The organism is Pseudomonas viridiflava (genome assembly GCF_900184295.1).
Classification (GTDB): domain Bacteria; phylum Pseudomonadota; class Gammaproteobacteria; order Pseudomonadales; family Pseudomonadaceae; genus Aquipseudomonas; species Aquipseudomonas viridiflava.
This window is the reverse complement of the sequence record NZ_LT855380.1, coordinates 5,268,288-5,293,453: the sequence shown is the minus strand read 5'-3', so window position 1 is coordinate 5,293,453 and position 25,166 is coordinate 5,268,288. Positions and strand designations below refer to the sequence as shown.

The 25,166-nt window shown below is 59.4% G+C and carries 16 protein-coding genes and 2 tRNA genes; 14 read left to right on the top strand and 4 right to left on the bottom strand.

The window, feature by feature from the left end; all coding sequences use genetic code 11:
• The first annotated feature begins 1 nt into the window (after nt 1).
• Together CFBP1590_RS28600 and CFBP1590_RS23815 are read left to right on the top strand one after the other, a co-directional pair.
• Nucleotides 2–886 carry a methyl-accepting chemotaxis protein gene (locus CFBP1590_RS28600; protein ID WP_371306699.1) on the top strand — a complete coding sequence of 295 codons (885 nt, stop codon included), beginning with the start codon at nt 2–4 and terminating at the stop codon, nt 884–886.
• 162 nt (nt 887–1,048) lie between these two features.
• Entirely contained in the window at nt 1,049–3,952 is a 2,904-nt protein-coding gene (locus tag CFBP1590_RS23815; protein ID WP_088236047.1) for a hypothetical protein, read from the top strand.
• 117 nt (nt 3,953–4,069) lie between these two features.
• On the opposite strand, the gene CFBP1590_RS23810 is transcribed toward CFBP1590_RS23815, so the two are convergent.
• Together CFBP1590_RS23810 and CFBP1590_RS23805 are read right to left on the bottom strand one after the other, a co-directional pair.
• Nucleotides 4,070–4,156: transfer RNA gene (locus CFBP1590_RS23810), tRNA-Leu, on the bottom strand.
• A 161-nt stretch (nt 4,157–4,317) separates the two neighbouring features.
• Nucleotides 4,318–4,404 (bottom strand) — tRNA-Leu (locus tag CFBP1590_RS23805).
• A 224-nt stretch (nt 4,405–4,628) separates the two neighbouring features.
• On the opposite strand from CFBP1590_RS23805, the gene rnr reads away from it, so the two are divergent.
• The 12 genes from rnr (at nt 4,629) to azu (ending at nt 22,571) form a co-directional block, all read left to right on the top strand.
• A complete protein-coding gene (gene rnr, locus CFBP1590_RS23800; RefSeq protein ID WP_088236046.1) occupies nt 4,629–7,265 on the top strand; it encodes a ribonuclease R in 2,637 nt (878 codons plus the stop codon).
• On the top strand, nt 7,262–8,023 hold the full coding sequence (gene rlmB / locus CFBP1590_RS23795; protein ID WP_004883581.1) for a 23S rRNA (guanosine(2251)-2'-O)-methyltransferase RlmB: 762 nt from the start codon (nt 7,262–7,264) through the stop codon (nt 8,021–8,023). The genes rnr and rlmB overlap by 4 nt, the downstream gene beginning before the upstream one ends.
• Nucleotides 8,024–8,268: 245 nt before the next feature.
• Nucleotides 8,269–8,694, top strand: a complete 426-nt coding sequence (rpsF, locus tag CFBP1590_RS23790) for a 30S ribosomal protein S6 (RefSeq protein WP_004883583.1) — start codon at nt 8,269–8,271, stop codon at nt 8,692–8,694.
• 28 nt (nt 8,695–8,722) lie between these two features.
• Nucleotides 8,723–8,953, top strand: a complete 231-nt coding sequence (gene rpsR, locus CFBP1590_RS23785; protein WP_002551829.1) for a 30S ribosomal protein S18 — start codon at nt 8,723–8,725, stop codon at nt 8,951–8,953.
• Between the two features lie 39 nt (nt 8,954–8,992).
• Entirely contained in the window at nt 8,993–9,889 is an 897-nt protein-coding gene (locus CFBP1590_RS23780; RefSeq protein WP_025996904.1) for a YybS family protein, read from the top strand.
• Nucleotides 9,890–9,908: 19 nt separating this feature from the next.
• Nucleotides 9,909–10,355, top strand: coding sequence for a 50S ribosomal protein L9 (rplI, locus tag CFBP1590_RS23775; protein ID WP_004883587.1), 447 nt, complete (start codon nt 9,909–9,911; stop codon nt 10,353–10,355).
• Between the two features lie 123 nt (nt 10,356–10,478).
• A complete protein-coding gene (dnaB, locus tag CFBP1590_RS23770) occupies nt 10,479–11,873 on the top strand; it encodes a replicative DNA helicase (protein WP_004883590.1) in 1,395 nt (464 codons plus the stop codon).
• Between the two features lie 368 nt (nt 11,874–12,241).
• Complete coding sequence (locus CFBP1590_RS23765) at nt 12,242–14,557, top strand: YgiQ family radical SAM protein (RefSeq protein ID WP_088236045.1); 2,316 nt, start codon at nt 12,242–12,244, stop codon at nt 14,555–14,557.
• A gap of 454 nt (nt 14,558–15,011) precedes the next feature.
• The gene (locus CFBP1590_RS23760; protein ID WP_088236044.1) at nt 15,012–18,290 is read left to right on the top strand and encodes a transglutaminase family protein; all 3,279 of its coding nucleotides are present in this window, start codon (nt 15,012–15,014) and stop codon (nt 18,288–18,290) included.
• A gap of 88 nt (nt 18,291–18,378) precedes the next feature.
• Entirely contained in the window at nt 18,379–20,886 is a 2,508-nt protein-coding gene (locus CFBP1590_RS23755; RefSeq protein WP_088236043.1) for a circularly permuted type 2 ATP-grasp protein, read from the top strand.
• Nucleotides 20,886–21,776, top strand: a complete 891-nt coding sequence (locus CFBP1590_RS23750; RefSeq protein ID WP_029242996.1) for a transglutaminase family protein — start codon at nt 20,886–20,888, stop codon at nt 21,774–21,776. The genes CFBP1590_RS23755 and CFBP1590_RS23750 overlap by 1 nt, the downstream gene beginning before the upstream one ends.
• 348 nt (nt 21,777–22,124) lie before the next feature.
• Nucleotides 22,125–22,571, top strand: a complete 447-nt coding sequence (gene azu / locus CFBP1590_RS23745) for an azurin (RefSeq protein ID WP_004883598.1) — start codon at nt 22,125–22,127, stop codon at nt 22,569–22,571.
• 447 nt (nt 22,572–23,018) lie between these two features.
• Here the strand turns inward: azu and nadE are convergent, their stop codons facing one another.
• Nucleotides 23,019–23,846 (bottom strand): NAD(+) synthase, encoded by an 828-nt coding sequence (gene nadE / locus CFBP1590_RS23740; protein ID WP_029241380.1) that lies wholly within the window; start codon nt 23,844–23,846, stop codon nt 23,019–23,021.
• 26 nt (nt 23,847–23,872) lie between these two features.
• A complete protein-coding gene (pncB, locus tag CFBP1590_RS23735; protein WP_029241381.1) occupies nt 23,873–25,096 on the bottom strand; it encodes a nicotinate phosphoribosyltransferase in 1,224 nt (407 codons plus the stop codon).
• Nucleotides 25,097–25,166 lie beyond the last annotated feature (70 nt).

Below are 25,166 nucleotides of genomic sequence, written 5' to 3'. Positions count from 1 at the left end.
CATGTCGGCTGCGGTCAATCGTTTCATCGACAAGCTTCAGCCCATCGTTCGAGAAGCAGGCGAGGTGGCGCAACTGACCGGTGTCGAAATCGGTGCCATGAGCCAGCGAAACGCGGGCGCCGATGCCGCAGCCGCGTTGCAGCGAGACGAGGTGGCTGCCAGCCTGCAAGCGCTTGAACAAATGGCTGATGAGGCTCAAGCGGAAAGCCAGGCCATGCAGGAAGCGCTGCGTCAGGTCATCGACATCAAGCAGGCAACCGATGAAAACACGCGTACGTCCAATCAGGTTGGCGGGCTCATAGAAGCGCTGGCCGGTCAGGTGGAAACCGGTGCTCAGGTGATCGAGCGTCTGGCGCGGCAGAGCGAGCAGATCGAGGTGGTGCTTGAAGTGATTCATGGCATCGCCGAGCAGACCAACCTGTTGGCCCTCAACGCAGCCATCGAGGCAGCGCGCGCAGGCGAGACCGGCCGCGGCTTTGCCGTGGTGGCTGACGAAGTCCGCGCCCTGGCCAGCAAGACCCAGAGTTCAACCGGTGATATTCAGGAGCACATCACCAAGTTGCAGGCCGGTGCCAAAGAGGCGGTCGCAACCATCGGTCTGGCCGGGCGTCAGGCGAAGGAGGGGCTGGCCGTGCTGCGTGACAGCGCAAGGCTGCAGCAAACCGTGCAGGCCTCGGTCGAGCAGGTGCATGCAGCAATTGGTCTGGCCACGCGAGCAGCGGAACATCAGGCGCAGGGCGCCCATGCGGTGAAAGGACGTGTTGAAGTGATTCATGCACAGGCCGAGAAAGCCGCCCAGGCGGTGGTGGAGACGACGGCAAGCGGCCGAACGCTGGACAAGCTTTCGGTGCGTCTGAAGGCGAGTCTTGGGCAGTTCAGGGCTTAGCTCCAGCCTGCGCGGCAGGTGTTGTAGCACCTTTTCATTTTGGGGCAACTATGAGTTCTGTGAGTAGCCAACAAGGGGCCTTGAAAGGTTAATGCTCTATGGAGATCGTCGCTGAAGGGGCGGGGATCCAGCGCCAAGCGCTGAAACTATGGAGAACTTTCAATGGTCACCAAGAAAAAAACCAGCAAAAAACCTGCGCTTCTAAGTAAGCCGTTTCCGCCGTTCATAGGTGAATTGCCTGATGTCGTGCTCAAGAGCGTCGGGGTTGAAGTGGATCTGGATGCCAAGGCTACCCCTGCCGGAGTGTCGGGGGCGATTTACAACATGGCGGGTGGTCCGTTGCGCGTCAGCGTCACTGCGGGTACATCATCTGCTTACGATCATCTTCCTTTTGTTTCCGGAGATAAGGTTACGCTTGAGCTTTCAGCGGGAGGAGGTTCAGGCGTTATCTGGAGTGACTCATTCACCGCAAGGTTCAGGTATATCCACGATCCACGGGGGACTTATTCCGGGGACTACCGCACGTTTTATATTTCTGCCGATGAGGTGAAGGCTTACGCAGGAAAAAAACTGGCTCTCACGTGCAGTGCGCAAAGTCCGGGCGGCAAGCTGCGTGTCTCCAGCCCATTGGAGTTTTTGATCCGCGGCTTGCCCGTGTCCGACGAGGACGCTGCGACCACGCCTGAGCAAAGCAGTGTCGCATTGCCTGGTCCAGTGGTTCTGGAGGCGATCAGCGATACGGTAGACCCGGACAACCTCAGCTCGCGGGGTGAGTTGAAATACATCACGGTTGCGATCGACTACCCAATGGAGCTTGACGACATCGTCAGATTGTCCATGACAGGGCGGGATGTCGATCAGAACGAAATTGTCTTCACGGACAGGGATCGTCCGATCAGTGAGTCCAATCTTGCACGGCGTCCGCTGACCATCACCTTTCTGGAGGAGCAGATCAAGCCTTTGATCGGAGGAGTCATCGTTCTCTCTTACCAGGTCGCAAGAAAGGGCGTCTGGCAGAGTTCTCCGGTAAAAGTGATCAGTATCGGGCCGAGCCTGGCCGGATTGCCGCCCTTTATCAATGAAGTCAAAGACGGTCGCCTGGATCCGGGCCTTATTGCTCAGTCAATCGATGTGCACATCCCGTCTGCGGGTACGAGAGTGGGAGACAGAATCACGCTTTACTGGAATGACTCCTCGCGAAAGAGGCCGTTCAGGGATAAGGCGACAGTGACGCAGCTCAATGTGGACGGTGACTTGTCATTCGATGTTTATGTGGATGAGGTCATACAGTTCAATCGCGGCAAAATCGTCACTCTTTTCTATACGATCGAGCGAGGTTCGGAGGGGGGTAGCAAGGCGACCTACAGGTCCGGCGATTACCGGTTTTTTGTCGGAAGCGAGCAGGAGCAGCGTACTGCGGGCTCTGCAATCTCTGTGGCCCCCAAAGTCAGTGGTCTCAGTGCAGGTGCCGTTGATCCTTCGCTGGTCGATGCGGGAGTTGGCGTGACTGTTCCTTTTTCCGATACTCAGGAGGGAGACAGCGTGACGGCCTTCTGGCAGACAGGTAGCGAAACGCCTTCGCCGATAGGGACTGTTCTGGTCGACGCCAGCAACGTTGACACTGATCTTTCATTTATGGCTCCTGCCGAGGTTGCAAAGGCAGCGCTCAATAAAAAGGTCAGCGTTTACTATGTGATCACTCGCAAGTGGACAGGAACTGCCGAGCAGAAAATCCGGTCTCGGGAAGTGATGTTCAGTGTGGGTGTCATTGCGGCTTCGGGGGCTCTTCCCGCGCCAGAGATCAGCCACGCTGAATACGACGTTCTTGATCCTATGGATGTTCTTGATGGTGAGACAGTGGTTGTCCGGCCTTACCCCACAATAGCCATCGGAGATCGGGTCAGACTTTTCTGGGTAGGAATGGAGGGGGCGGGGACGCCGGAATTGCCGGAGCAAGTTGTCAGTGATGTGAGTAAGCCGCTGATATTTACCATCCCGTCTTCAGCTATCGGCTGGAGTATGGGTGCGGATGTCTGGGTTTATTACCAGGTATCGCGCAACGGTGTTGCCAAGCCAATGGAGTCCGAGCCATCAGTTATCGAAGTGGAAATGCTCGGCTACGACCACTTGAGTACTCCTGTGGCTGATCAGGCTTCCGGGGGATTGTTGGACTTGTCCGAGATATCCACCCATATCACCTTCTCGTTGAAAGCATGGCCGTTCATCCAGGCAAAACAAAGAATATGGTTTTCGCTTGAGGGTGTGGATAAAAACGATGCGCCCTGGAAGGTTTATTTGTGGATCGCCAGAAGAGTCACTGCGCAAGAAGTTTCCCAGGGATTGAAAGCAAAAATTCCGTATCACAGATTCGGCAGCGTCAAGGACGGCAGCAAGATCAATGTTTACGCAAGCGTGACGTACGATGGCGACTTCAGTGAAAAATACGCTGACAAATTCCCCGTGCTGACCTTGACTGTCAGGCAGCCGACGCCCGTTGCTCCTGCCCAATTGAGCATCCTGCCCCTGAACATGACGTTGACTGCTGCTTACCCGCCTCAGGGCAGTACGCCTGTGGGCGAGGCGGCTCAGCTCAAGCCAATAGGGGGTACAAAGCCTTATCGCTTTAAGTCAGACGATCCGAGCGTTGTTCATGTAAGTGAGCTGGGCGTCGTCAAGGCAGTGAACAATGGTGATGCCGTCGTATCGATACATGATGCGACGGGTGCGAAGGTGGACGTGAGTATTTACGTCGAAGGTTTTCCTGAGCTTTATATGCTGGACCGGGATACTTACGAAGAGTGCGAGGCCTGGGCAAAAGAGGATGGGTTGACGATTCCGGCGCTGAGTGATTTGCGGCGTGTATGCACTGATCCAGGCAGGCCGATGGATTTCAGTGATGTTTCTCCACCCATTCTCTGGGCAAGTGATACGGATCAGGATCAAACCTACCGGACGCTTTATCTGCCGTTGGAGGATGTAGCGCGCATTGTTGACAGATCCAGTGCCGATCTCATGACGGCGTACGGCTCGGTAATCGTATTTCAAGCTCAGTATGAGGATGAGTAGGGCGAGGAGTAATCGAGCGCTCTAATCCAGCGACCGATTGGAGTCGCCAACGGCGGGCGTGAAGAAGTCATTGTCCGGAAAGCAAAAAACCGAGCCATTGGCTCGGTTTTTTTGAATTGGTGCCCAGAAGAAGACTCGAACTTCCACGACCTTGCGGTCACCAGCACCTGAAGCTGGCGTGTCTACCAATTTCACCATCTGGGCAGTATCAGCGACGTCGCCGTTGCTGATGGGGCGCACTATACGGCGATCGTTTTATTCTGTAAACCCCTGTTTTGATTTAATAATCAAAACCCCAGAATGCAAAAACCCGCTTTCGCGGGTTCTTGTGTGACATCAACCTGTTGTAGGCTGTTGCCTTGAATTGGTGCCCAGAAGAAGACTCGAACTTCCACGACCTTGCGGTCACCAGCACCTGAAGCTGGCGTGTCTACCAATTTCACCATCTGGGCAGTATCTTGAGGCCTTGGCCTGTCGATGGCGCGCACTATACGGAGCGTCTTTTGGGCTGTAAAGCCCATCGATGAAAAAAACTCCAAAAATTTCGCCAGCGGCGTGAATCGGGTCTTTCAGGGCAGTTTCAAGCGTTTTCAGTGAGCTGATTGAGCGTGAAATTTCCCGTTTCATAAGGTCTATGCCAAACTAACCCCTATATATACAAGGTGAAAACTATCTAATGGCCGATTGGCAGTCCCTCGATCCCGAGGCCGCTCGTGAAGCGGAAAAATACGAAAACCCTATTCCCAGCCGTGAGCTGATCCTTCAGCACCTTGCCGAGCGTGGTTCGCCGGCCAGTCGCGAGCAACTGGTCGAAGAGTTCGGCCTGACCACTGAAGACCAGTTCGAGGCTCTGCGCCGTCGCCTTCGTGCGATGGAGCGCGACGCTCAATTGATCTACACACGTCGTGGCACTTATGCGCCAGTGGACAAGCTCGACTTGATCCTCGGCCGCATCTCCGGCCATCGCGACGGCTTCGGCTTTCTGGTCCCTGATGACGGTTCCGATGACCTGTTCATGAGCCCGGCGCAGATGCGTCTGGTGTTCGACGGCGACCGTGCCTTGGCTCGCGTTTCCGGTCTGGACCGTCGCGGGCGCCGTGAAGGCGTGATTGTCGAGGTCATTTCCCGTGGTCACGAATCCATCGTGGGTCGCTACTTCGAAGAGAGCGGCATTGGTTTCGTCATTCCGGACAATCCGAAAATCCAGCAGGAAGTGCTGGTGACACCGGGTCGCAACAACGGCGCGAAGATCGGGCAGTTCGTCGAGGTGAAAATCACCCATTGGCCAACGCCGCGCTTCCAGCCGCAAGGCGATGTGGTTGAAGTGGTCGGCAACTATATGGCGCCGGGCATGGAAATCGACGTCGCGCTGCGCACCTACGACATTCCTCATGTATGGCCTGAAGCCGTGCTCAAGGAAGCGGCGAAACTCAAGCCGGAAGTCGAGGACAAGGACAAGGAACACCGCGTCGATCTGCGTCACCTGCCGTTCGTGACCATCGACGGTGAAGATGCACGCGATTTCGACGATGCCGTCTATTGCGAAGCCAAGCCGGGCAAGCTGCGTCTGTTCTCCGGTGGCTGGAAGCTCTACGTGGCGATTGCCGACGTATCAAGCTACGTGAAGATTGGCTCTGCCCTGGATGCCGAATCCCAGGTGCGCGGCAACTCGGTGTACTTCCCCGAGCGTGTCGTGCCGATGCTGCCTGAGCAGTTGTCCAACGGCCTGTGCTCGCTGAACCCGCACGTCGATCGTCTGGCCATGGTCTGCGAGATGACCATCTCCAAGACCGGCGAGATGACGGATTACGTGTTCTACGAGGCTGTTATCCATTCCCATGCGCGCCTGACCTACAACAAGGTCAGCACGATTCTGGAGCAGCCGAAAACGGCTGAGGCCAAGAGTCTGCGTGGCGAATACGGCGATGTCGTTCCGCATCTCAAGCAGCTTTATGCGTTGTACAAAGTGCTGCTGGGCGCGCGCCATGTGCGTGGTGCCATTGACTTCGAAACGCAGGAAACCCGGATCATCTTCGGTTCCGAGCGCAAGATTGCCGAGATTCGTCCGACCACGCGCAACGATGCTCACAAGCTGATCGAGGAGTGCATGCTGGCGGCCAACGTGGCCACCGCTGAATTCCTGAAGAAGCACGAAATCCCTGCGCTGTATCGCGTGCACGATGGCCCGCCGCCAGAGCGTCTGGAAAAGCTCCGTGCTTTCCTGGGTGAGCTGGGTCTGTCATTGCACAAGGGCAAGGATGGTCCGACCCCGAAGGATTATCAGGCGCTGCTTGAAACCGTTCGTGACCGTCCGGACTACCATCTGATCCAGACCGTGATGCTGCGTTCGTTGAGCCAGGCTGTGTACAGCTCGGACAACAACGGCCACTTTGGTCTGAACTACGAAGCCTATACGCACTTCACCTCGCCGATCCGTCGTTACCCGGATCTGCTGACTCACCGTGCGATTCGCAGTGTGATCCGTTCCAAGCAGGACACGCCGCACGTGCGTCGTGCCGGTGCTGCAACTATTCCGAAAGCGCGCATCTATCCGTACGACGAAGCGTTGCTGGAGCAAATGGGCGAACAGTGCTCGATGAGCGAGCGCCGTGCCGACGAAGCCACCCGCGACGTGGTGAACTGGCTCAAGTGCGAATACATGAAAGACCGCGTCGGCGAGTCGTTCCCGGGTGTGATTACGGCCGTCACCGGCTTTGGTCTGTTCGTCGAGCTGACCGATATCTATGTCGAAGGTCTGGTGCACGTCACTGCCTTGCCAGGTGACTACTACCACTTCGATCCGCTGCACCATCGTCTTGCCGGCGAACGCACCGGGCGTAATTTCCGCCTGGGCGACACGGTAGAAGTGAAGGTCATGCGCGTCGATCTGGATGAGCGCAAGATCGACTTCGAGATTTCCGAGAAGTCTGCCGCGACCACTTCTTCGCCGGGCCGCAAGAGCCGTGGCCAGGAAACTGCAGCGCCTGCTGCTGCCGCCGAAAAGGAAAAGGCTCCGGCCAAATCCGGGCGTCGTACAGCGGCTACCAAGGAAGCACCGGTCGAGGCCTATCGCCCGAGCGACGCTGCGGCGAAGAACGCAGAAGTGCGCAAGAGCCGTGAAATGAAAAAAGCCCTTCTGGCTGAAGCGAAGGGTGGTAGCAAGGCGTCGTCGGGAAAGTCTGAAAGGCCTGATTCGGGCTCTGCACCTTCTTCAGGCAAGACCAGTAAACATCGTAAAGGGGGCTCGTCGAAAACGGGCTCCGCGTCATCGTCCAAGGGCGGTAGCGTTCGTAAACCCAAGGCCAAGTCATGAGTCAGCTGGAAAAAATCTACGGCGTGCATGCCGTAGAAGCGTTGCTTCGTCATCACCCGAAGCGGGTCAAGCACATCTGGCTCGCTGAGGGTCGCAGCGATCCGCGCGTTCAGGTGCTCGTCGAGCTGGCGGGTCAGAATCGCGTCACCATCGGCCAGGCCGAGCGCCGCGAAATGGACGCCTGGGTTGAGGGTGTGCATCAGGGCGTTGTGGCCGATGTCAGTCCGAGCCAGGTCTGGGGCGAAGCAATGCTCGATGAGCTGCTGGATCGTACCGAAGGCCCGCCTTTGTTGCTGGTGCTGGATGGTGTGACCGATCCGCACAACCTGGGTGCCTGCCTGCGTACCGCCGATGCCGCAGGTGCGTTGGCGGTTATCGTTCCCAAGGACAAGTCGGCAACGCTGACACCGGCTGTACGAAAAGTAGCCTGTGGCGCGGCGGAGGTGATCCCGCTGGTGGCTGTGACCAACCTGGCGCGTACGCTGGAAAAGCTGCAGCAGCGCGGCCTGTGGGTTGTCGGTACGGCGGGGGAGGCTGAGCAGGAGTTGTATCAGCAGGACCTGACTGGCCCGACGATCATCATCATGGGTGCCGAAGGCAAGGGCATGCGTCGCCTGACCCGCGAGCACTGCGATTATCTGGTGCGCCTGCCCATGGCCGGTAGCGTCAGCAGCCTGAACGTATCCGTGGCGACAGGCGTTTGTCTGTTCGAAGCGCTGCGTCAGCGCAGCGCCAAGGCGACCGGCAAGAAGGGCTGATAATCAGCTTTTGATTGATCGTGTCCACGCCTGAGCGTGGACACGATCATCTGCTCCGCCTAGGCACTGGTGATCTGTTCAAATAATCACCAATTGCCTTGCGCCCCACACGACCCTTCTCTACAATTGCGCCCCTTGCTGTCATGGCAGGCGCGCATGTGCCTGTTCCTGAGCAAGACCAACAGTGTCATTCACTCCTTGTCTGACCGCTTTCGGCGGCAGGCTACAACCCGTAAGGAGCATTCATGCGTCATTACGAAATTATCTTTTTGGTCCACCCGGATCAAAGCGAGCAAGTCGGCGGCATGGTAGAGCGTTACACCAAGCTGATCGAAGAAGACGGCGGCAAAATCCACCGTCTGGAAGATTGGGGCCGTCGTCAACTGGCTTACGCAATCAACAATGTTCACAAGGCTCACTACGTGATGCTGAACGTTGAGTGCTCTGGCAAGGCTCTGGCCGAGCTGGAAGACAACTTCCGTTACAACGATGCTGTGATCCGTAACCTGGTCATCCGTCGCGACGAAGCCGTAACTGGCCAGTCCGAGATGCTCAAGGCTGAAGAAAACCGCAGTGAGCGCCGTGAGCGTCGTGACCGTCCTGAGCACTCCGACAGCGCCGATGGCGATGACGGCGACAACAGCGACGTTAGCGATAACGCTGACGAGTAATCCACGGACCTTTTGAGGAGCCAATTACATGGCACGTTTCTTCCGTCGTCGTAAATTCTGCCGCTTCACCGCTGAAGACGTCAAAGAGATCGATTACAAAGATCTCAACACTCTGAAAGCCTACGTATCCGAGACCGGCAAAATCGTTCCAAGCCGTATCACTGGTACCAAAGCACGTTATCAGCGTCAGCTGGCCACCGCTATCAAGCGCGCCCGCTTCCTGGCCCTGCTGGCCTACACCGACAGCCACGGCCGCTGAGACCAGGTAGTCGACAAAACGTAACAAGGGATAGAAAGCATGCGTGCCCTGGCTGAATTCATCATGCGCGGCCGTATGCAGGCCACTCTCGTAGTGGCTGGATGTGCGGCATTGCCGCTGTTTTTCTGGTTGAGTGCTGCCGCAGGATGCCTTGTGCTTCTGCGGCGCGGGTTCAGTGATGCCGTTGGTGTCCTGTCCTGGGCTCTGCTGCCGGCCTTGGTCTGGTGGTATTTCGGCGAACCACGTGTAGCCATGGTGCTGGCTGGTTCGCTGAGCTTGGCAATGGTGTTGCGTGCCAGCGAGTCCTGGGTCCGCGTGCTGCTGGTCAGCGTAGCGTTGGGTGTGGTGTATGCAGTGGTTCTGGGTGCGGTTTTTGGCGAACCCATTGAAGCGATGTCGCAGGAGTTGCAGAAACACCTGCCGGCGATGCTCTCTGGGCTCTACGAGCAAATGAACGTAGAAGAACGCGCGCGTCTGGGAGCATTGATTGCCCCCGTCCTGATCGGCCTGATAGCGGCCTTGCTGCAAATCGTCAGTGTGCTGAGCCTGATTCTTGGGCGCTACTGGCAAGCGTTGTTGTACAACCCTGGTGGTTTCGGGCGTGAATTTCGCGCCGTGAGACTCCCGCTGGTACCGTCGTTGGTGCTGTTGGTGTGCATGCTTGTCGGGCCGAATTTCGGTCCGCAGATGGCAATGCTTACACCGCTCTGCAGCGTACCTCTGGTATTTGCAGGGCTGGCATTGATACACGGACTGGTCGCTGAAAAGCGCTTGTCCAGGTTCTGGCTGGTAGGGATGTACATCACGCTGCTGGTGTTCATGCAGCTGATCTATCCGTTGCTCGTGGTAATTGCCATTGTCGACAGCCTGATTGATTTTCGCGGTCGCCGGGTATCGAAAGATTCCGGCAATGGTCCTGCGAACGGTGAAGGTTAAAAGTTAAGAGGATTTCCACATGCAACTGATCCTTCTGGAAAAAGTCGCCAACCTGGGCAACCTGGGCGACAAAGTAAACGTTAAGGCCGGTTACGGTCGTAACTACCTGCTGCCTTACGGCAAAGCCACCGCTGCAACCGCTGCCAACCTGGCTGCGTTTGAAGAGCGTCGTGCCGAGCTGGAAAAACTGGCCGCGGACAAGAAAGCATCTGCCGAAACTCGCGCTGCCCAACTGGCTGAGCTGGAAGTGACTATCACTGCCACCGCTGGTGACGAAGGCAAGCTGTTCGGTTCGATCGGCACCCACGACATCGCTGATGCACTGACCGCCTCTGGCGTTGAAGTTGCAAAAAGCGAAGTTCGTCTGCCGAACGGCACTATCCGCAACGTTGGCGAATTCGACGTAGCCGTGCACCTGCACAGCGACGTAGAAGCGACCGTACGCGTTGTCGTAGTGGCTGCTTAAGCAGTACGTAATCGTCTGGCGGCATCGCCGTCAGAGGATTAACATCGGGCACGATCCTGTTCACAGGTCGTGCCCTTTGTCTTTGTGGCATCCCTATTCTGTAAACCTCGAATTCAAGTGGCCATGAACGAAATCTCCAGCCCTGAGCAATACGATCTGCAAACCGCTGCCCTCAAGGTGCCGCCGCATTCCATCGAGGCCGAACAGGCTGTACTCGGTGGTCTGATGCTGGACAACAACGCCTGGGAGCGGGTGCTCGATCAAGTCTCGGATGGCGATTTCTATCGACATGACCACCGCCTGATCTTCAGGGCTATCGCTCGTCTGGCCGACCAGAACAGCCCGATCGACGTGGTTACGCTGGCCGAACAGTTGGACAAGGAAGGGCAGACCTCACAGGTCGGCGGCCTTGGCTACCTCAGTGAGCTGGCGAAGAACACGCCGTCGGTTGCCAACATCAAGGCCTATGCGCAAATCGTTCGTGCGCGGGCAACCTTGCGGCAATTGATCGGCATCAGCACCGAAATTGCCGACAGTGCGTTCAACCCCGAAGGCCGCACCGCCGAAGAGATTCTTGACGAGGCCGAACGGCAGATCTTCCAGATTGCCGAAGCGCGGCCCAAGACTGGCGGTCCGGTCAGTGTTAACGACCTGCTGACAAAGGCCATCGACCGTATCGATACACTGTTCAACAGTGATAACGCGATCACCGGCCTGTCCACCGGTTATACCGATCTGGATGAAAAGACCAGCGGCTTGCAACCGTCCGACCTGATCATCGTTGCCGGTCGTCCGTCGATGGGTAAGACCACCTTCGCGATGAACCTTGTCGAGAACGCCGTGTTGCGCAGCGACAAGGTCGTGCTGGTCTACTCCCTCGAGATGCCAGGCGAATCGCTGATCATGCGTATGCTGTCGTCGCTGGGTCGTATCGACCAGACCAAGGTGCGTGCCGGTCAACTGGATGACGACGACTGGCCGCGCCTGACGTCGGCCGTCAACCTGCTCAATGACCGTAAGCTGTTCATCGATGACACGGCGGGTATCAGCCCTTCGGAAATGCGCGCCCGTACCCGTCGTGTAGTGCGCGAGCATGGCGACGTGGCCATGATCATGATCGACTACCTGCAGTTGATGCAGATTCCGGGATCGAGCGGTGATAACCGCACCAACGAGATTTCCGAGATTTCCCGCTCGTTGAAAGCGCTGGCCAAGGAATTCAACTGCCCGGTCATCGCCCTGTCGCAGCTCAACCGATCTCTGGAACAACGCCCGAACAAGCGCCCGATCAACTCCGACCTCCGGGAATCCGGAGCGATCGAGCAGGACGCCGACGTCATCATGTTCGTGTATCGGGACGAGGTGTATCACCCGGAGACCGAGCACAAGGGCATTGCCGAAATCATCATCGGTAAACAGCGTAACGGCCCCATCGGTACCACGCGTCTGGCGTTCATCGGTAAATACACCCGCTTCGAGAACCTCGCGCCGGGCAGTTACAATTTCGACGACGATTGATTGCTCGACCAGTCCTGCGTTCTGCGCTCAGACGCGCAAAAATAGCCAGGCCGAGAGTGTCTGACTGGATGTGAACCTGCGGGAGGCGGCTTGCCGGCGATGGCGTCAGTTCGGTCGCTGATGTGTCGCCTCAAGGAGCGCATCGCCGGCAAGCCGCCTCCCACAGTCCGTTGGCTGCCGCAAGATTTGTGAGAAACGCCAAGCGTTCTGCGTGGTTATGCCGTCGAAGGCGCTCCACGTCCCGATTCGCGAACATCATGGAGTTGCATCGCTCCATTCAATTCCGACCGCCGCAGTCGGACTTGATCAAAAAATGTGCTATATTCCGCGCCCGCGATTTTTCCAACGTGCAAACGTAGGTCCTGAACATGCAAGCAGCCAAGCCGTTATTTGACTATCCCAAGTACTGGGCCGAATGTTTCGGACCAGCACCCTTCCTGCCCATGAGTCGGGAAGAGATGGATCTGCTTGGCTGGGATTCCTGCGACATCATCATCGTGACCGGTGATGCGTACGTCGATCACCCGTCGTTCGGCATGGCGATCATCGGGCGTCTGCTCGAGTCCCAGGGCTTTCGCGTGGGCATCATTGCCCAGCCCAACTGGCAGTCTAAAGACGACTTCATGAAGCTCGGCGAGCCGAACCTGTTCTTCGGTGTCGCTGCCGGCAACATGGACTCGATGATCAACCGCTACACTGCGGACAAGAAAATTCGCTCCGATGATGCCTACACGCCAGGCGGCATGGCGGGCAAGCGTCCGGACCGCGCGAGCCTGGTCTACAGCCAGCGCTGCAAAGAAGCCTACAAGCACGTGCCTATCGTGCTCGGCGGTATCGAAGCCTCGCTGCGTCGTATCGCGCACTATGACTACTGGCAGGACAAGGTTCGCAACTCGATCCTGATCGACGCCTGCGCCGACATTCTGCTGTACGGCAACGCCGAGCGTGCGATTGTCGAAGTCGCCCAGCGCCTGTCCTATGGCCAGAAGGTTGAAGACATCACGGATGTGCGCGGCACCGCGTTCATTCGTCGTGACACGCCGCAAGGCTGGTACGAAGTCGACTCCACGCGCATCGACCGTCCGGGCAAGATCGACAAGATCATCAACCCGTACGTCAACACCCAGGACACTGAAGCCTGCGCCATCGAGCAGGAAAAAGGCCCGGTTGAAGACCCGAACGAACCCAAGGTTGTGCAGATTCTCGCCAGCCCGCGCATGACCCGTGACAAGACAGTCATTCGTCTGCCGTCGGTGGAGAAAGTGCGTAACGACGCCGTTCTGTATGCCCACGCCAACCGCGTGCTGCACCTGGAAACCAACCCGGGCAACGCCCGTGCGCTGGTGCAGAAGCATGGCGAAGTGGACGTCTGGTTCAACCCGCCGCCCATTCCGATGACCACCGAAGAAATGGACTACGTGTTCGGTATGCCCTACGCACGTGTTCCGCATCCTGCGTACGGTAAGGAAAAAATTCCGGCCTACGACATGATCCGCTTCTCGGTGAACATCATGCGTGGCTGCTTCGGCGGCTGCACCTTCTGCTCCATTACCGAGCACGAAGGCCGCATCATTCAGAACCGTTCCGAAGAGTCGATCATTCGCGAAATCGAAGAGATCCGCGACAAGGTGCCTGGCTTCACCGGCGTCATCTCCGACCTCGGCGGGCCGACCGCGAACATGTACCGCATCGCCTGCAAGAGCCCGGAAATCGAATCCGCTTGCCGCAAGCCGTCCTGCGTGTTCCCTGGCATCTGTCCGAATCTGAACACCGATCACTCCTCGCTGATTCAGCTGTATCGCAGTGCGCGTGCCTTGCCGGGCGTGAAGAAGATCCTGATTGCTTCGGGTCTGCGTTACGACCTGGCTGTCGAGTCGCCGGAGTACGTCAAGGAGCTGGTGACGCACCACGTCGGCGGTTACCTGAAGATCGCCCCGGAACACACCGAGGAAGGTCCGCTCAATCAGATGATGAAGCCGGGCATTGGCAGCTATGACAAGTTCAAGCGCATGTTCGAGAAGTACACCAAGGAAGCGGGCAAGGAGCAGTACCTGATTCCTTACTTCATCGCGGCCCACCCGGGCACCACCGATGAAGACATGATGAACCTGGCGCTGTGGCTCAAGGGCAATGGCTTCCGTGCTGATCAGGTGCAGGCGTTCTACCCGTCGCCCATGGCCACCGCCACGGCCATGTACCACTCGGGCAAGAACCCGCTGCGCAAGGTCACGTACAAGAGCGACGCGGTCACCATCGTCAAGAGCGAGGCGCAGCGTCGTCTGCACAAGGCGTTCCTGCGCTACCACGATCCGAAAGGCTGGCCGATGCTGCGTGAAGCACTGGAACGCATGGGCCGCTCCGACCTGATCGGCTCGGGCAAGGATCAACTGATTCCGCTGCATCAGCCTGCAACCGACAGCTACCAGAGTGCGCGTCGCAAGAACTCGACACCTGCCGGCAGTCACAAGGTTGCCAAGGCGGCCAAGACCACGCTGATCCAGACCCAGCACACCGGCCTGCCGCCACGCGGCAGTGACGGCAGCAAGCCATGGGACAAGCGCGAGGAAGCCAAGGCCGCCGCCATGGCTCGCAACAAGCAGGCTGCCAAGGAACGTATGGAAGCGGCCAAGGGCGGGAAGGGCAAAGGCGGCAAACCAGCCCGCAAGCCAGTGGTGCCGCGCTAGGTCACTACAAGCGGATGCGGAGCTTATACACAGGCCTGCCTCGACACTGATCGTGCCCATGCTCTGCATGGGCGTGCATCCCGTGACGTTCTGCGTCACATCACGGCCGGACGCAGAGCGTCCTGAGAGGCGTTACCACGCTGGAGCGTGGGAACGATCAGTGTCGCCGGGCCTTCCGGGACGCTCCGCGTCCCACCGGCACTGATTACTCGGATCAGGCAGCTTTCCCCGCAGCTTCCTCGCGTCAATCAGATACTTCACCTCCCGTCTCATCCCTCTGCCACACTGTCTGCCACATTATCGTGCGACCCTTGCACGCTCGGCGTCGGCTGGCGCGATTTTGGTGCCTTGTCCGCTCAGGCGCGTATTGCCAGCGTCGCAGGCGCAGGACTTTGGCCGGATGGCATAAGTCTTGCGCGGATCATTTACCGTTCAGGCTCGCAGGAGGCACGCCGTGTCGATTCATATTGCCTTGCACCACGTCACGCATTACCGCTACGAACGCGCCGTCGAACTGGGTCCGCAGATTGTTCGCCTGCGCCCGGCGGCCCATAGCCGCACGCGTGTGCTGTCCTACTCGCTGAAAGTGCAGCCTGAAAACCACTTCATCAACTGGCAGCAGGACCCGCAGGGCAACTACCTGGCACGTCTGGTCTTCCCCGAGAAAACCGACGAGTTTCGTGTCGAGGTCGATCTGGTCGCCGAGATGGCGGTCTTCAATCCGTTCGATTTCTTCCTCGAACCCTATGCCGAAAACATCCCGTTCCTGTACGCCAGCGAAGAGCAGCGCGAGCTGGCGCCGTATCTGGAAAAACTGCCGCTGACGCCTAAATTCCAGGCGTACCTGGACAGCATCAGCCGCGAACCGATACCGGCCATCGACTTTCTGGTCGGGCTCAACCAGCGCCTGAGCCAGGACGTTGCATACCTCATCCGCATGGAGCCGGGCGTACAAACACCCGAGTACACGCTGGAAAACGCCTCAGGCTCCTGCCGCGACTCGGCGTGGTTGCTGGTGCAGTTGCTGCGCCACTTGGGCATGGCGGCGCGTTTTGTGTCGGGTTATCTGATTCAGCTCAAGGCCGACGTCGCCGCACTGGACGGTCCGTCCGGCACTGACGTCGACTTCACTGACCTGCACGCCTGGTGCGAGGTTTATCTGCCGGGTGCTGGCTGGGTCGGTCTGGACGCGACCTCCGGTCTGTTTGCGGGCGAAGGGCATATTCCGTTGGCGTGCAGCCCGGAACCGTCTTCTGCCGCGCCGATCAGCGGGCTGGTCGAACCGTGCGAAACGCAGTTCAGCCATGAAATGTCGGTCGAGCGGATCTGGGAAGCGCCACGCGTTACCAAGCCTTACACGGAAGAGCAATGGCAGGACATTCAGGCCCTGGGTCATCAAATCGATGCTGACCTGCAACGCGACGACGTGCGCCTGACCATGGGCGGCGAGCCGACCTTCGTTTCCATTGATGATCGTGACGGCGAGGAATGGAACACCGCCGCGCTCGGCCCGAAAAAACGCGAGCTGTCAGCCGAGCTGTTCCAGCGCATGCGGGCGCATTACGCACCGCTGGGCATCGTGCACTTCGGACAGGGCAAGTGGTATCCGGGCGAGCAACTGCCGCGCTGGTCGCTGAACTGCTTCTGGCGCAAGGACGGCCAGCCGGTCTGGCACAACGACGCGTTGATCGCCAGCGAGACTGAAGACTACGGCGTCACGGGCGAACTGGCAGGGCGCTTTCTGGCCAGCGTCGCCGAGCGGCTGAAGCTGCCGACCCGCTTCGTGTTTCCGGCCTACGAAGACAATTATTACTACCTGTGGCGCGAAGGCGCGCTGCCGATGAACGTCACTGCCGAGGATTCAAGGCTCGGCGACGAGATGGAGCGTGCCCGTCTGCGCAAGGTCTTCGCGCAGGGCCTGGACAAGGTCATCGGTCAGGTGCTGCCGTTGGCGCGTACCGCTGATGGCGACAGTTGGCAGAGCGGACGCTGGTACCTGCGTGACGATCATTGCCGCCTGGTGCCGGGCGATTCGGCGCTGGGCTATCGTCTTCCGCTGGCTTCGCAGCCTTGGGTCAAGGCGGCCGAGTACCCGTTCATTCATCCGACCGACCACAATCAGGCCTTCCCGGAGCTGGATGACAGCGACTCGCTGATCTCGCAGCTCAAGTCCTCCGACACCGATGCCGAGCGCGCGCCCAAGCTTGATGAGTCTGCCGACTGGCTGACCCGCACAGCCCTGTGTGCCGAAGCCCGTGACGGGCGTCTGTACCTGTTCATGCCGCCGCTGCAGAAGCTTGAGGAATACCTCGAACTGGTCGCGGTGATCGAAGCGACGGCCGAAGAGTTGAAGTGTCCGGTGTTGCTGGAAGGCTACGAGCCGCCGAGCGACCCGCGTCTGTGCAACTTCCGCATTACCCCGGATCCGGGCGTGATCGAAGTGAACGTGCAGCCGTCCGCCAGTTGGGATCAGCTTGTTGAACGCACCGAATTTCTTTACGAGCAGGCGCGCCTGACGCGGCTGACCACCGAAAAATTCATGATCGACGGGCGCCACACCGGGACAGGCGGCGGCAACCACTTCGTCATGGGTGGCGCAACACCTGCCGACTCGCCGTTCCTGCGCCGTCCCGATCTGCTGCGCAGCCTGATCAGCTACTGGCACAATCACCCGTCGCTGTCGTACCTGTTTTCTGGCCTGTTCATCGGCCCGACCTCGCAGGCCCCGCGCATCGACGAAGCGCGTAACGACTCGCTGTACGAGATGGAAATCGCCTTCTCGCAAATGCCCGAGCCCGGTGAAGAAGTGGCGCCGTGGGTCGTGGACCGTTTGCTGCGCAACCTGTTGATCGACGTGACCGGCAACACACACCGCGCCGAGTTCTGCATCGACAAGCTGTACTCGCCTGACGGTGCGACCGGGCGTCTGGGTTTGCTGGAACTGCGTGCTTTCGAGATGCCGCCGCATGCGCGCATGAGTCTGGCCCAGCAGTTGCTGTTGCGCGCACTGGTGGCGCGCTTCTGGCGTGAACCCTATGCGCCCGCCAAGCTGGCGCGCTGGGGCACGCAGTTGCATGACCGCTTTATGTTGCCGCACTTCATCGAGCAGGATTTCGCTGACGTCGTGGCCGACCTCAACAGCGCCGGTTATCCGGTGCGTGCCGACTGGTTCGCGGCGCACCTGGAGTTCCGTTTCCCGAAAGTCGGTGATTACGCCGTCAATGGTATCCAGCTCGAATTGCGTCAGGCGCTGGAGCCTTGGCATGTGCTGGGTGAAGAGGGTTCGGGCGGTGGTGCAGTGCGTTACGTGGATTCGTCACTGGAGCGCCTGCAGGTGCATCTCACCGGCCTGCCGCCGCAGCGCTACATGCTGACCTGCAATGGCATTCCCGTCCCGCTGCAGCCAACCGGTCAGGCGGGCGAGTTCGTCGCGGGCGTGCGTTATCGCGCCTGGCAGCCAGCCAACTGCCTGCAACCGACCATCGGTGTGCATGCGCCATTGGTCTTCGACCTGCTCGACACCTGGATGCACCGCTCACTGGGCGGCTGCGAGTATCATGTCGCCCATCCGGGCGGGCGCAACTATGAAACCCTGCCGGTCAACGCCAACGAAGCGGAAAGCCGCCGCATGTCGCGTTTCTTCCGCATTGGCCATACACCGGGCAAATTGGAGGTCCCGTCGCTCAACATTAACGACGAACTGCCGATGACGCTGGATATGCGCCTGCACTGAGTCTGCGTCAACAGTGAGTCGGGTGCGCACGGACGTGACACCTGACCGCTTCATTTGAAGTCCTTTTTGCTGCCCTGCCGAGCCTTCCATGCCCGACTTGCTTGACCGATACCCGCTGTCCGAGGGTACCTACCACGAGATGCTCGATGCCGACGGGACAGTTCGTCCTCATTGGCGGCGTCTCTACGAGCACATGCGACGCAGCTCGCCTGCGCAGCTGACCCAGCGTCAGGCACTGCTGACCCGGCAGATTCAGGAAAACGGCGTGACCTACAACGTCTATGCCGATCCCAAGGGCGCTGACCGTCCGTGGGAACTGGACTTGTTGCCGCACATCATTCCGGCTGACGAATGGGCGCATGTGGCGGCCGGTATCGCTCAGCGCGGACGGCTGCTCAATGCGGTGCTTGCCGACCTGTATGGCCCGCAGACCCTGATCGCCCAAGGGCTGCTGCCAGCCGAGCTGGTCTTCGGGCATAACAACTTTCTGTGGCCGTGCCAGGGCGTCAAGCCGCCCGAGGACACGTTCCTGCACATGTACGCCGTTGATCTGGCGCGCACGCCCGATGGTCGCTGGTGGGTGACCGCTGACCGGACTCAGGCGCCTTCCGGTGCAGGTTATGCGCTGGAAAACCGCCAGATTGTCGCTCGTGCCTTGCCGGAAACCTACCGTGATCTGCAGGTGCGGCATTTATCCGGTTTCTTCGGTGCCTTGCAGCAGACGCTGGCGCGCCAGGCGCCTACCAGCAATGAAGCGCCGCTGATCGTGCTGCTGACGCCGGGGCGGTTCAACGAAAGCTATTTCGAACATCTGTATCTGGCGCGGCAGCTGGGTTATCCACTGGTGGAAGGCGGCGACCTGACGGTGCGTGACGCTACGGTGTTTCTGAAGACCCTCAGCGGTCTTCGCCGGGTGCACGCCATCATGCGTCGTCTGGACGATGACTTCTGCGATCCGCTGGAGCTGCGTACTGACTCGGCACTGGGCGTGCCGGGGCTGCTGGAAGCCGTGCGTCAGGGCAATGTGCTGGTGGCCAACGCCCTGGGCAGTGGTGTGCTGGAGTCGCCGGGTCTGCTGGGCTTTCTGCCGAAAATCTGCGAATACCTGTTCGGCGAGGAACTGATCCTGCCGTCCGTGGCGACCTGGTGGTGCGGCGAGCCGCCCGTGCTGGCGCAGGCACTCGAAAAGCTTCCTGAGCTCCTGATCAAACCTGCGTTTCCGTCGCAGCATTTCGTGCCCGTATTCGGCCGCGACCTGGACGATGAGCAACGCAAGGCGCTGGCCGCGCGCATGCAGGCCCGGCCTTATGCCTACGTCGCGCAGGAACTGGCGCAGCTGTCTCACGCGCCCGTTCTGCAGGCCGATGGCGAAGCCTTGCAGCCGCGCGCTATCGGCATGCGGGTGTACGCTGTCGCGGGCCTTGATGGTTATCGTGTTTTGCCGGGCGGTCTGACGCGCGTGGCAGCCGATGCCGATGCGGACGTGGTTTCGATGCAGCGTGGCGGTGCCAGCAAGGACACCTGGGTGCTGGGTGAGCGCTCCTACAGTGGCGTGCATGCCGGCGAGCCTTTGAAAGGCCAGCGCGCATTGGGCGTCTATGACCTGATCCGGCGCGATCCCTACCTGCCGTCGCGGGTTGTGGAAAACCTGTTCTGGTTCGGGCGTTACTGCGAGCGCTGCGACGACAGCGCGCGCCTGCTGCGCATCATGTTCACCCGCTATGTCGACGATGATGATCCGCAAGCCTTGCAGGCTGCCGTGACGCTGGCCGAAAGTCTGGGTGTGCTGCCCGAGGCCGAGGAAGACGAAACGCTGCAACATCGTCTGCTGACGGCGTTGTTGGGCGATGAGTGGCCGTTCAGCCTGCGCGCCAACCTGCAACGTCTGCAGTGGGCGGCCTCGCAAGTGCGCGGCAAGCTGTCCCGAGAGAACTGGCAGGCACTGGTCGAGTTGCAGCGCGAAGCCATGAGCCTGGAATCCGAAGACCCCGACTTCGGCGAGTTGCTGGATTTCCTCAACCGTCTGGTGATGTCGCTGGCCGCGCTGTCCGGTTTTGCGCTGGATGACATGACCCGCGATGAGGGCTGGAGCTTTCTGATGATCGGGCGACGTATCGAGCGCCTCAAGTTTCTCAGCATGAGCCTGGCGGCGTTCCTGCGTGGCACCACTGTGTCGGATCAGGCCGGCCTGGAGTGGCTGCTGGAGCTGGGCAACAGCAGCATCACCTATCGTTCGCGCTACATGGCCGTGCCGCACCTGATTCCGGTGCTGGACCTGTTGTTGCTCGATGACCAGAACCCCCACGCCGTGCTGTTTCAGCTCAAGCTGGTGCAGCGCTCGTTGCGCCGCTTGAGCGACAACTTCGACGCGCCGCGTGACAACAGCCTCACGGTTATGGCGCAGCGTCTGGCGGCTTTCGATCTCGGCAGCCTGGAAAATCCGCTGTTCGGTCAGAGCAGCATCGATGCGGTGCTGGACGGTCTCGCGGACCTCTTGCAAGGCATCGGCGAAAGCGCCGGTCAAGCCTCTGATCGTCTGGCCTTGCGTCACTTTGCCCATGTCGATGACGTCAGCCAACGCACGGTGTCCGTCTGATGAGCGCCCTTTACCAGATTTTCCATGACACGCATTACAAGTACGACAGCCCGGTGTCGCTGGCCCAGCAACTGGCACACCTGTGGCCGCGCAGCAGTCCTTGGCAGCGTTGTACCGAGCAGAGCCTGGAGATTTTTCCGACGCCTACCACGCGCCGCGATGAGCTGGACGTGTTCGGCAATCCGCTGACCCGGCTGGCCTTCGAACGTCCGCACGACGAATTGCAGGTCAATGCACGTCTGCAGATCGAGGTGCTGGAACGGCCGTATCTGGACTTCAACCTGTCGCCGGAATGGGAAGTCACGCGTAGCGCGCTGACCTACAGCGCCAAGCCGATGAGCGCTGATGTGCTGGAAGCCTGTCGCTACCGCTTCGAATCGCCCTACGTGCACTTGAAGCGCTCGTTTGTCGAGTTCTCGCAGGATTGCTTTCCACCGGGGCGGCCGTTGCTGCTCGGTGTGCAGGCACTGATGGAAAAGATATTCGACGAGTTCACCTTCGACAGCGAGGCCACCCAGGTGGCGACGCCGTTGGTGGAAGTGCTGGAGCGCAGGCGCGGCGTCTGTCAGGACTTCGCGCACCTGATGCTTGCCTGTCTGCGTTCCCGTGGGCTGGCGGCGCGTTATGTCAGCGGCTATCTGCTGACCCAGCCACCCCCCGGACAGCCTCGCCTGATCGGTGCGGACGCCTCGCATGCCTGGGTGTCGGTGTTCTGTCCTGCGTCGGGCTGGGTCGATTTCGACCCGACCAACAACGTGCAGCCTGCGCTGGAACACATCAGTCTGGCGTGGGGACGCGACTTCTCCGATGTATCGCCATTGCGCGGTGTCATTCTGGGTGGCGGCACGCATGACCCCGAAGTGCGGGTCACGGTCATGCCGGTCGCCTGAGCCGCGCTTAATTCCCGGTGTCCGCCAAACGTTTATTACTCGGCGGCATCGACCCATTCAGACGCTATGCCGGGCCCGGTCGTACGCATCGTGCGGACAACTGGCGCTTGCGCCACAGGCGTAAGCGGCGAGCAGACTGCGAAACAGACTATTGAGTTGCATGAAGGTCTTTCCATGGGGAGGTAGATGTGCCGATGGTAGAGTGGCGCTCCGTGTCTGGCTGTTTGATTGTTTCGATGGCACCGATAGCTCGTGCGCCTTTCGCTCGCCATTGGAACCCCGCCGCCGTTCGACGCTCTGTTTTCAATCGTCACTTTTAAATCTGAAGTACCTGCCCTGGAGATTCAAATGATCCGCAAGCTTGTAGCGATTTCCCTGTTGACGCTGGCCAGTGGTCAACTGCTGGCGGCCGAGTGTTCCACCACCATCGACTCGACCGATCAGATGATGTATGACAAGAAAGCCATCGAGATCGACAAGAGCTGCAAGAGCTTCACCGTCAACCTCACGCACTCCGGCAGCCTGCCGAAGAACGTCATGGGGCATAACTGGGTGTTGAGCAAGAAGGCCGACGCTCAAGGCGTGACCACTGACGGCATGAGCGTTGGAATCGACAAGGACTACATCAAGGAAGGCGACCCACGTGTCATCGCCCACACCAAAATCATCGGCGCGGGTGAGAAGGACTCGGTGACCTTCGATGTCTCGAAGCTCGATCCTGCTGAAAGCTATGAATTCTTCTGCACGTTCCCTGGCCACATCGCGATGATGAAAGGCAGCGTAACGCTGAAGTAATTGGCAAACCGTAATGATCGTTCCCACGCTCTGCGTGGTAACGCCTCTCAGGACGCTCCGCGTCCGCTCAGTTACTGATAGGTCGCTTCAGAAAAAGCTTCGCCGGCAAGCCGCCTCCCACCGGCCGTGGTCGCAACAAGACTCGGGTATAGCGCTGAGCACAAGCATGGGCATGATCGGCGTGCTTGAGATCACGCTGATCGTTCCTACGCTCCGCGTGGGAATGCCGCTCAGGACGCTCCGCGTCCGCTCTCGAATGTGGCGCAGATGCGTGGACAAGCTCCAGCGTTATCCACGTCATGCGCTCGGCTCACTGAATCCGCAATCTGTGCCATTTGTGACGCGGAGCGTCACGGGCTGCATGCCCACGCGATGGGCACGATCATCAGTGTTTGACAGACTTGTTTATAACGATGAGCGCATAGGCACGATCATCGCTGCTGCGCCTCAGGGCGCGTAAGGCTGTTCGCGCTTGTGCTGGGTCTTGGCGTAGGTGTCGCAAATGATTTTGAACGCCTCTTCGCGTACCGGCTGGCCGTGCAGGAAGGCGTCGATCTCGGCGTAGGTCACCCCGTGCGAAGCTTCGTCCGGTTTGCCGGGAGACAGGTCTTCCAGGTCTGCCGTCGGCACCTTCTCTACCAGTGATTCGGGCGCGCCGAAGTGGCGGGCAATGGCCCGTACCTGATGTTTCACCAAGCCGCTGAGCGGTGCCAGATCGCACGCGCCGTCGCCGAACTTGGTGAAGAAACCCATGACCGCTTCCGCTGCATGGTCAGTCCCGATCACCAGACCCTGATAGGCACCGGCAATGGTGTATTGAGCGACCATGCGCATGCGCGCCTTGGTGTTGCCCAGCACGAAATCCACGGCGCTGGCAGGGTGCCCTTCGAACGCTTTCACTTCAGATGCGAGCGCCTTGACGCTGGGGCCGATGTTGATGGTATGGCGCTCGTCCGGCTCGATGAAGTCCACCGACGCCTGCGCTTCATGCTCGTCAGCCTGCACCATATAAGGCAGGCGCACGGCGACGAAGCGATAACTCGTGTCGCCGGTGCTCTCACGCAGTTCCTTGACGGCGCGCTGGGCCAGCAGGCCAGCAGTCAGCGAGTCGACGCCGCCACTGATGCCCAGCACCAGATTCTTGAGGCGGGCGTTCTGCAGGCACTGCTTGATGAAATCGACGCGGCGGGCGACTTCGGTTTCCAGAGCATTCTGGTCCGCGAACGGTGGCTGGACCTTGAGCTGTTCAGCAATCTGGCGCTGTACGGCGTGCATGATTCACTCCTCGTAGGTAGTCAAACTCAAACAGATTTATCAGAAGGCGGCAGGTCCGGCACCTTGAATACATGTCGCAGGTAGGCGACGAAGTTCGGATCCTTGCATTGCGCCTTGCCGGGCTCGTCGGAAATCTTTGCCACGGGCTGGCCGGCGCAGGCCGTCATTTTCAGCACCATGTTCATGGGGGCAATGCCGGGGATGTCCGCCGTCAGATTGGTGCCGATACCAAAACTGACATTGATGCGCCCGCGCAGTGCCCGGAAAATCTCCAGCGCCTTGGGCAGGTTCAGACCATCCGAGAACACCAGGGTCTTGCTCATCGGGTCGATGCCGAGTTTCTGGTAATGCAGGATGCATTTTTCGGCCCACTTCACCGGGTCGCCCGAGTCGTGCCGCAAGCCATCGAACAGCTTGGCGAAGTACAGATCGAAATCGGTCAGGAATGCGTCGGTGGTGATGCAGTCAGTCAATGCGATGCCCAGCAGTCCGCGGTACTCGCGCACCCAGCAATCAAGCGCGGCAATCTGGCTGTCGATCAGGCGCGGCCCGAGTTGCTGATGGGCCATGATCCATTCGTGGGCCATGGTGCCCAGCGGTTTCAGGTCCAGCTGACGCGCCAGATGCACATTGCTGGTGCCCACGAACTGCCCCGGGAAGTCATTCTTGAGCACGCCCAATACTTCTTCCTGCACGCGATACGAAAAACGCCGACGCGTACCGAAATCGGCGACCTTGAGCTCGGCCAGTTCATCCGGTGCGGCGTTGGTGCTCAGCCATTCGAACTTGTCGTAGAGCCGCTCGCGGGCCTGGCTGAGCAGGATCTTCGGGTAACGATGACGGTTGCGCACTTCGCTGACAATCGCCAGCAACGGCACTTCGAACATAATCACGTGCAACCACGGGCCATGCAGGCGAATGCACAGCTCGTCGTTCTCGATACTGGTCTTCACGTAACGGGTGTTAAAGCGGAACAGCCCCAGAAAGCGCAGAAAGTCGGGCTTCATGAACGTGATGCGTTCCATGAATGCCAAATGCTCGGGGCTCAGTGACAGCTCGCACAGCAGCTCGATCTGATGCCGTATTTCGTCCAGATAGGGCCGAAGGTCTTCACCGTTGCGGCAGCGAAACTCCCATTCCACGTCGACGTTGGGGTAGTTGTGCAGGACGGCTTGCATCATGGTGAGTTTGTAAAAATCGGTATCGAGCAGACTCTGCACGATGCGATTGGAGAAGGCGCTCTCGCTCATTGTTTCGGGTCTCCAGAGCAGCCGGTAAACATGGGGCTCGCGACTTCCTGTCCTGTTGCCACGGAAAGCT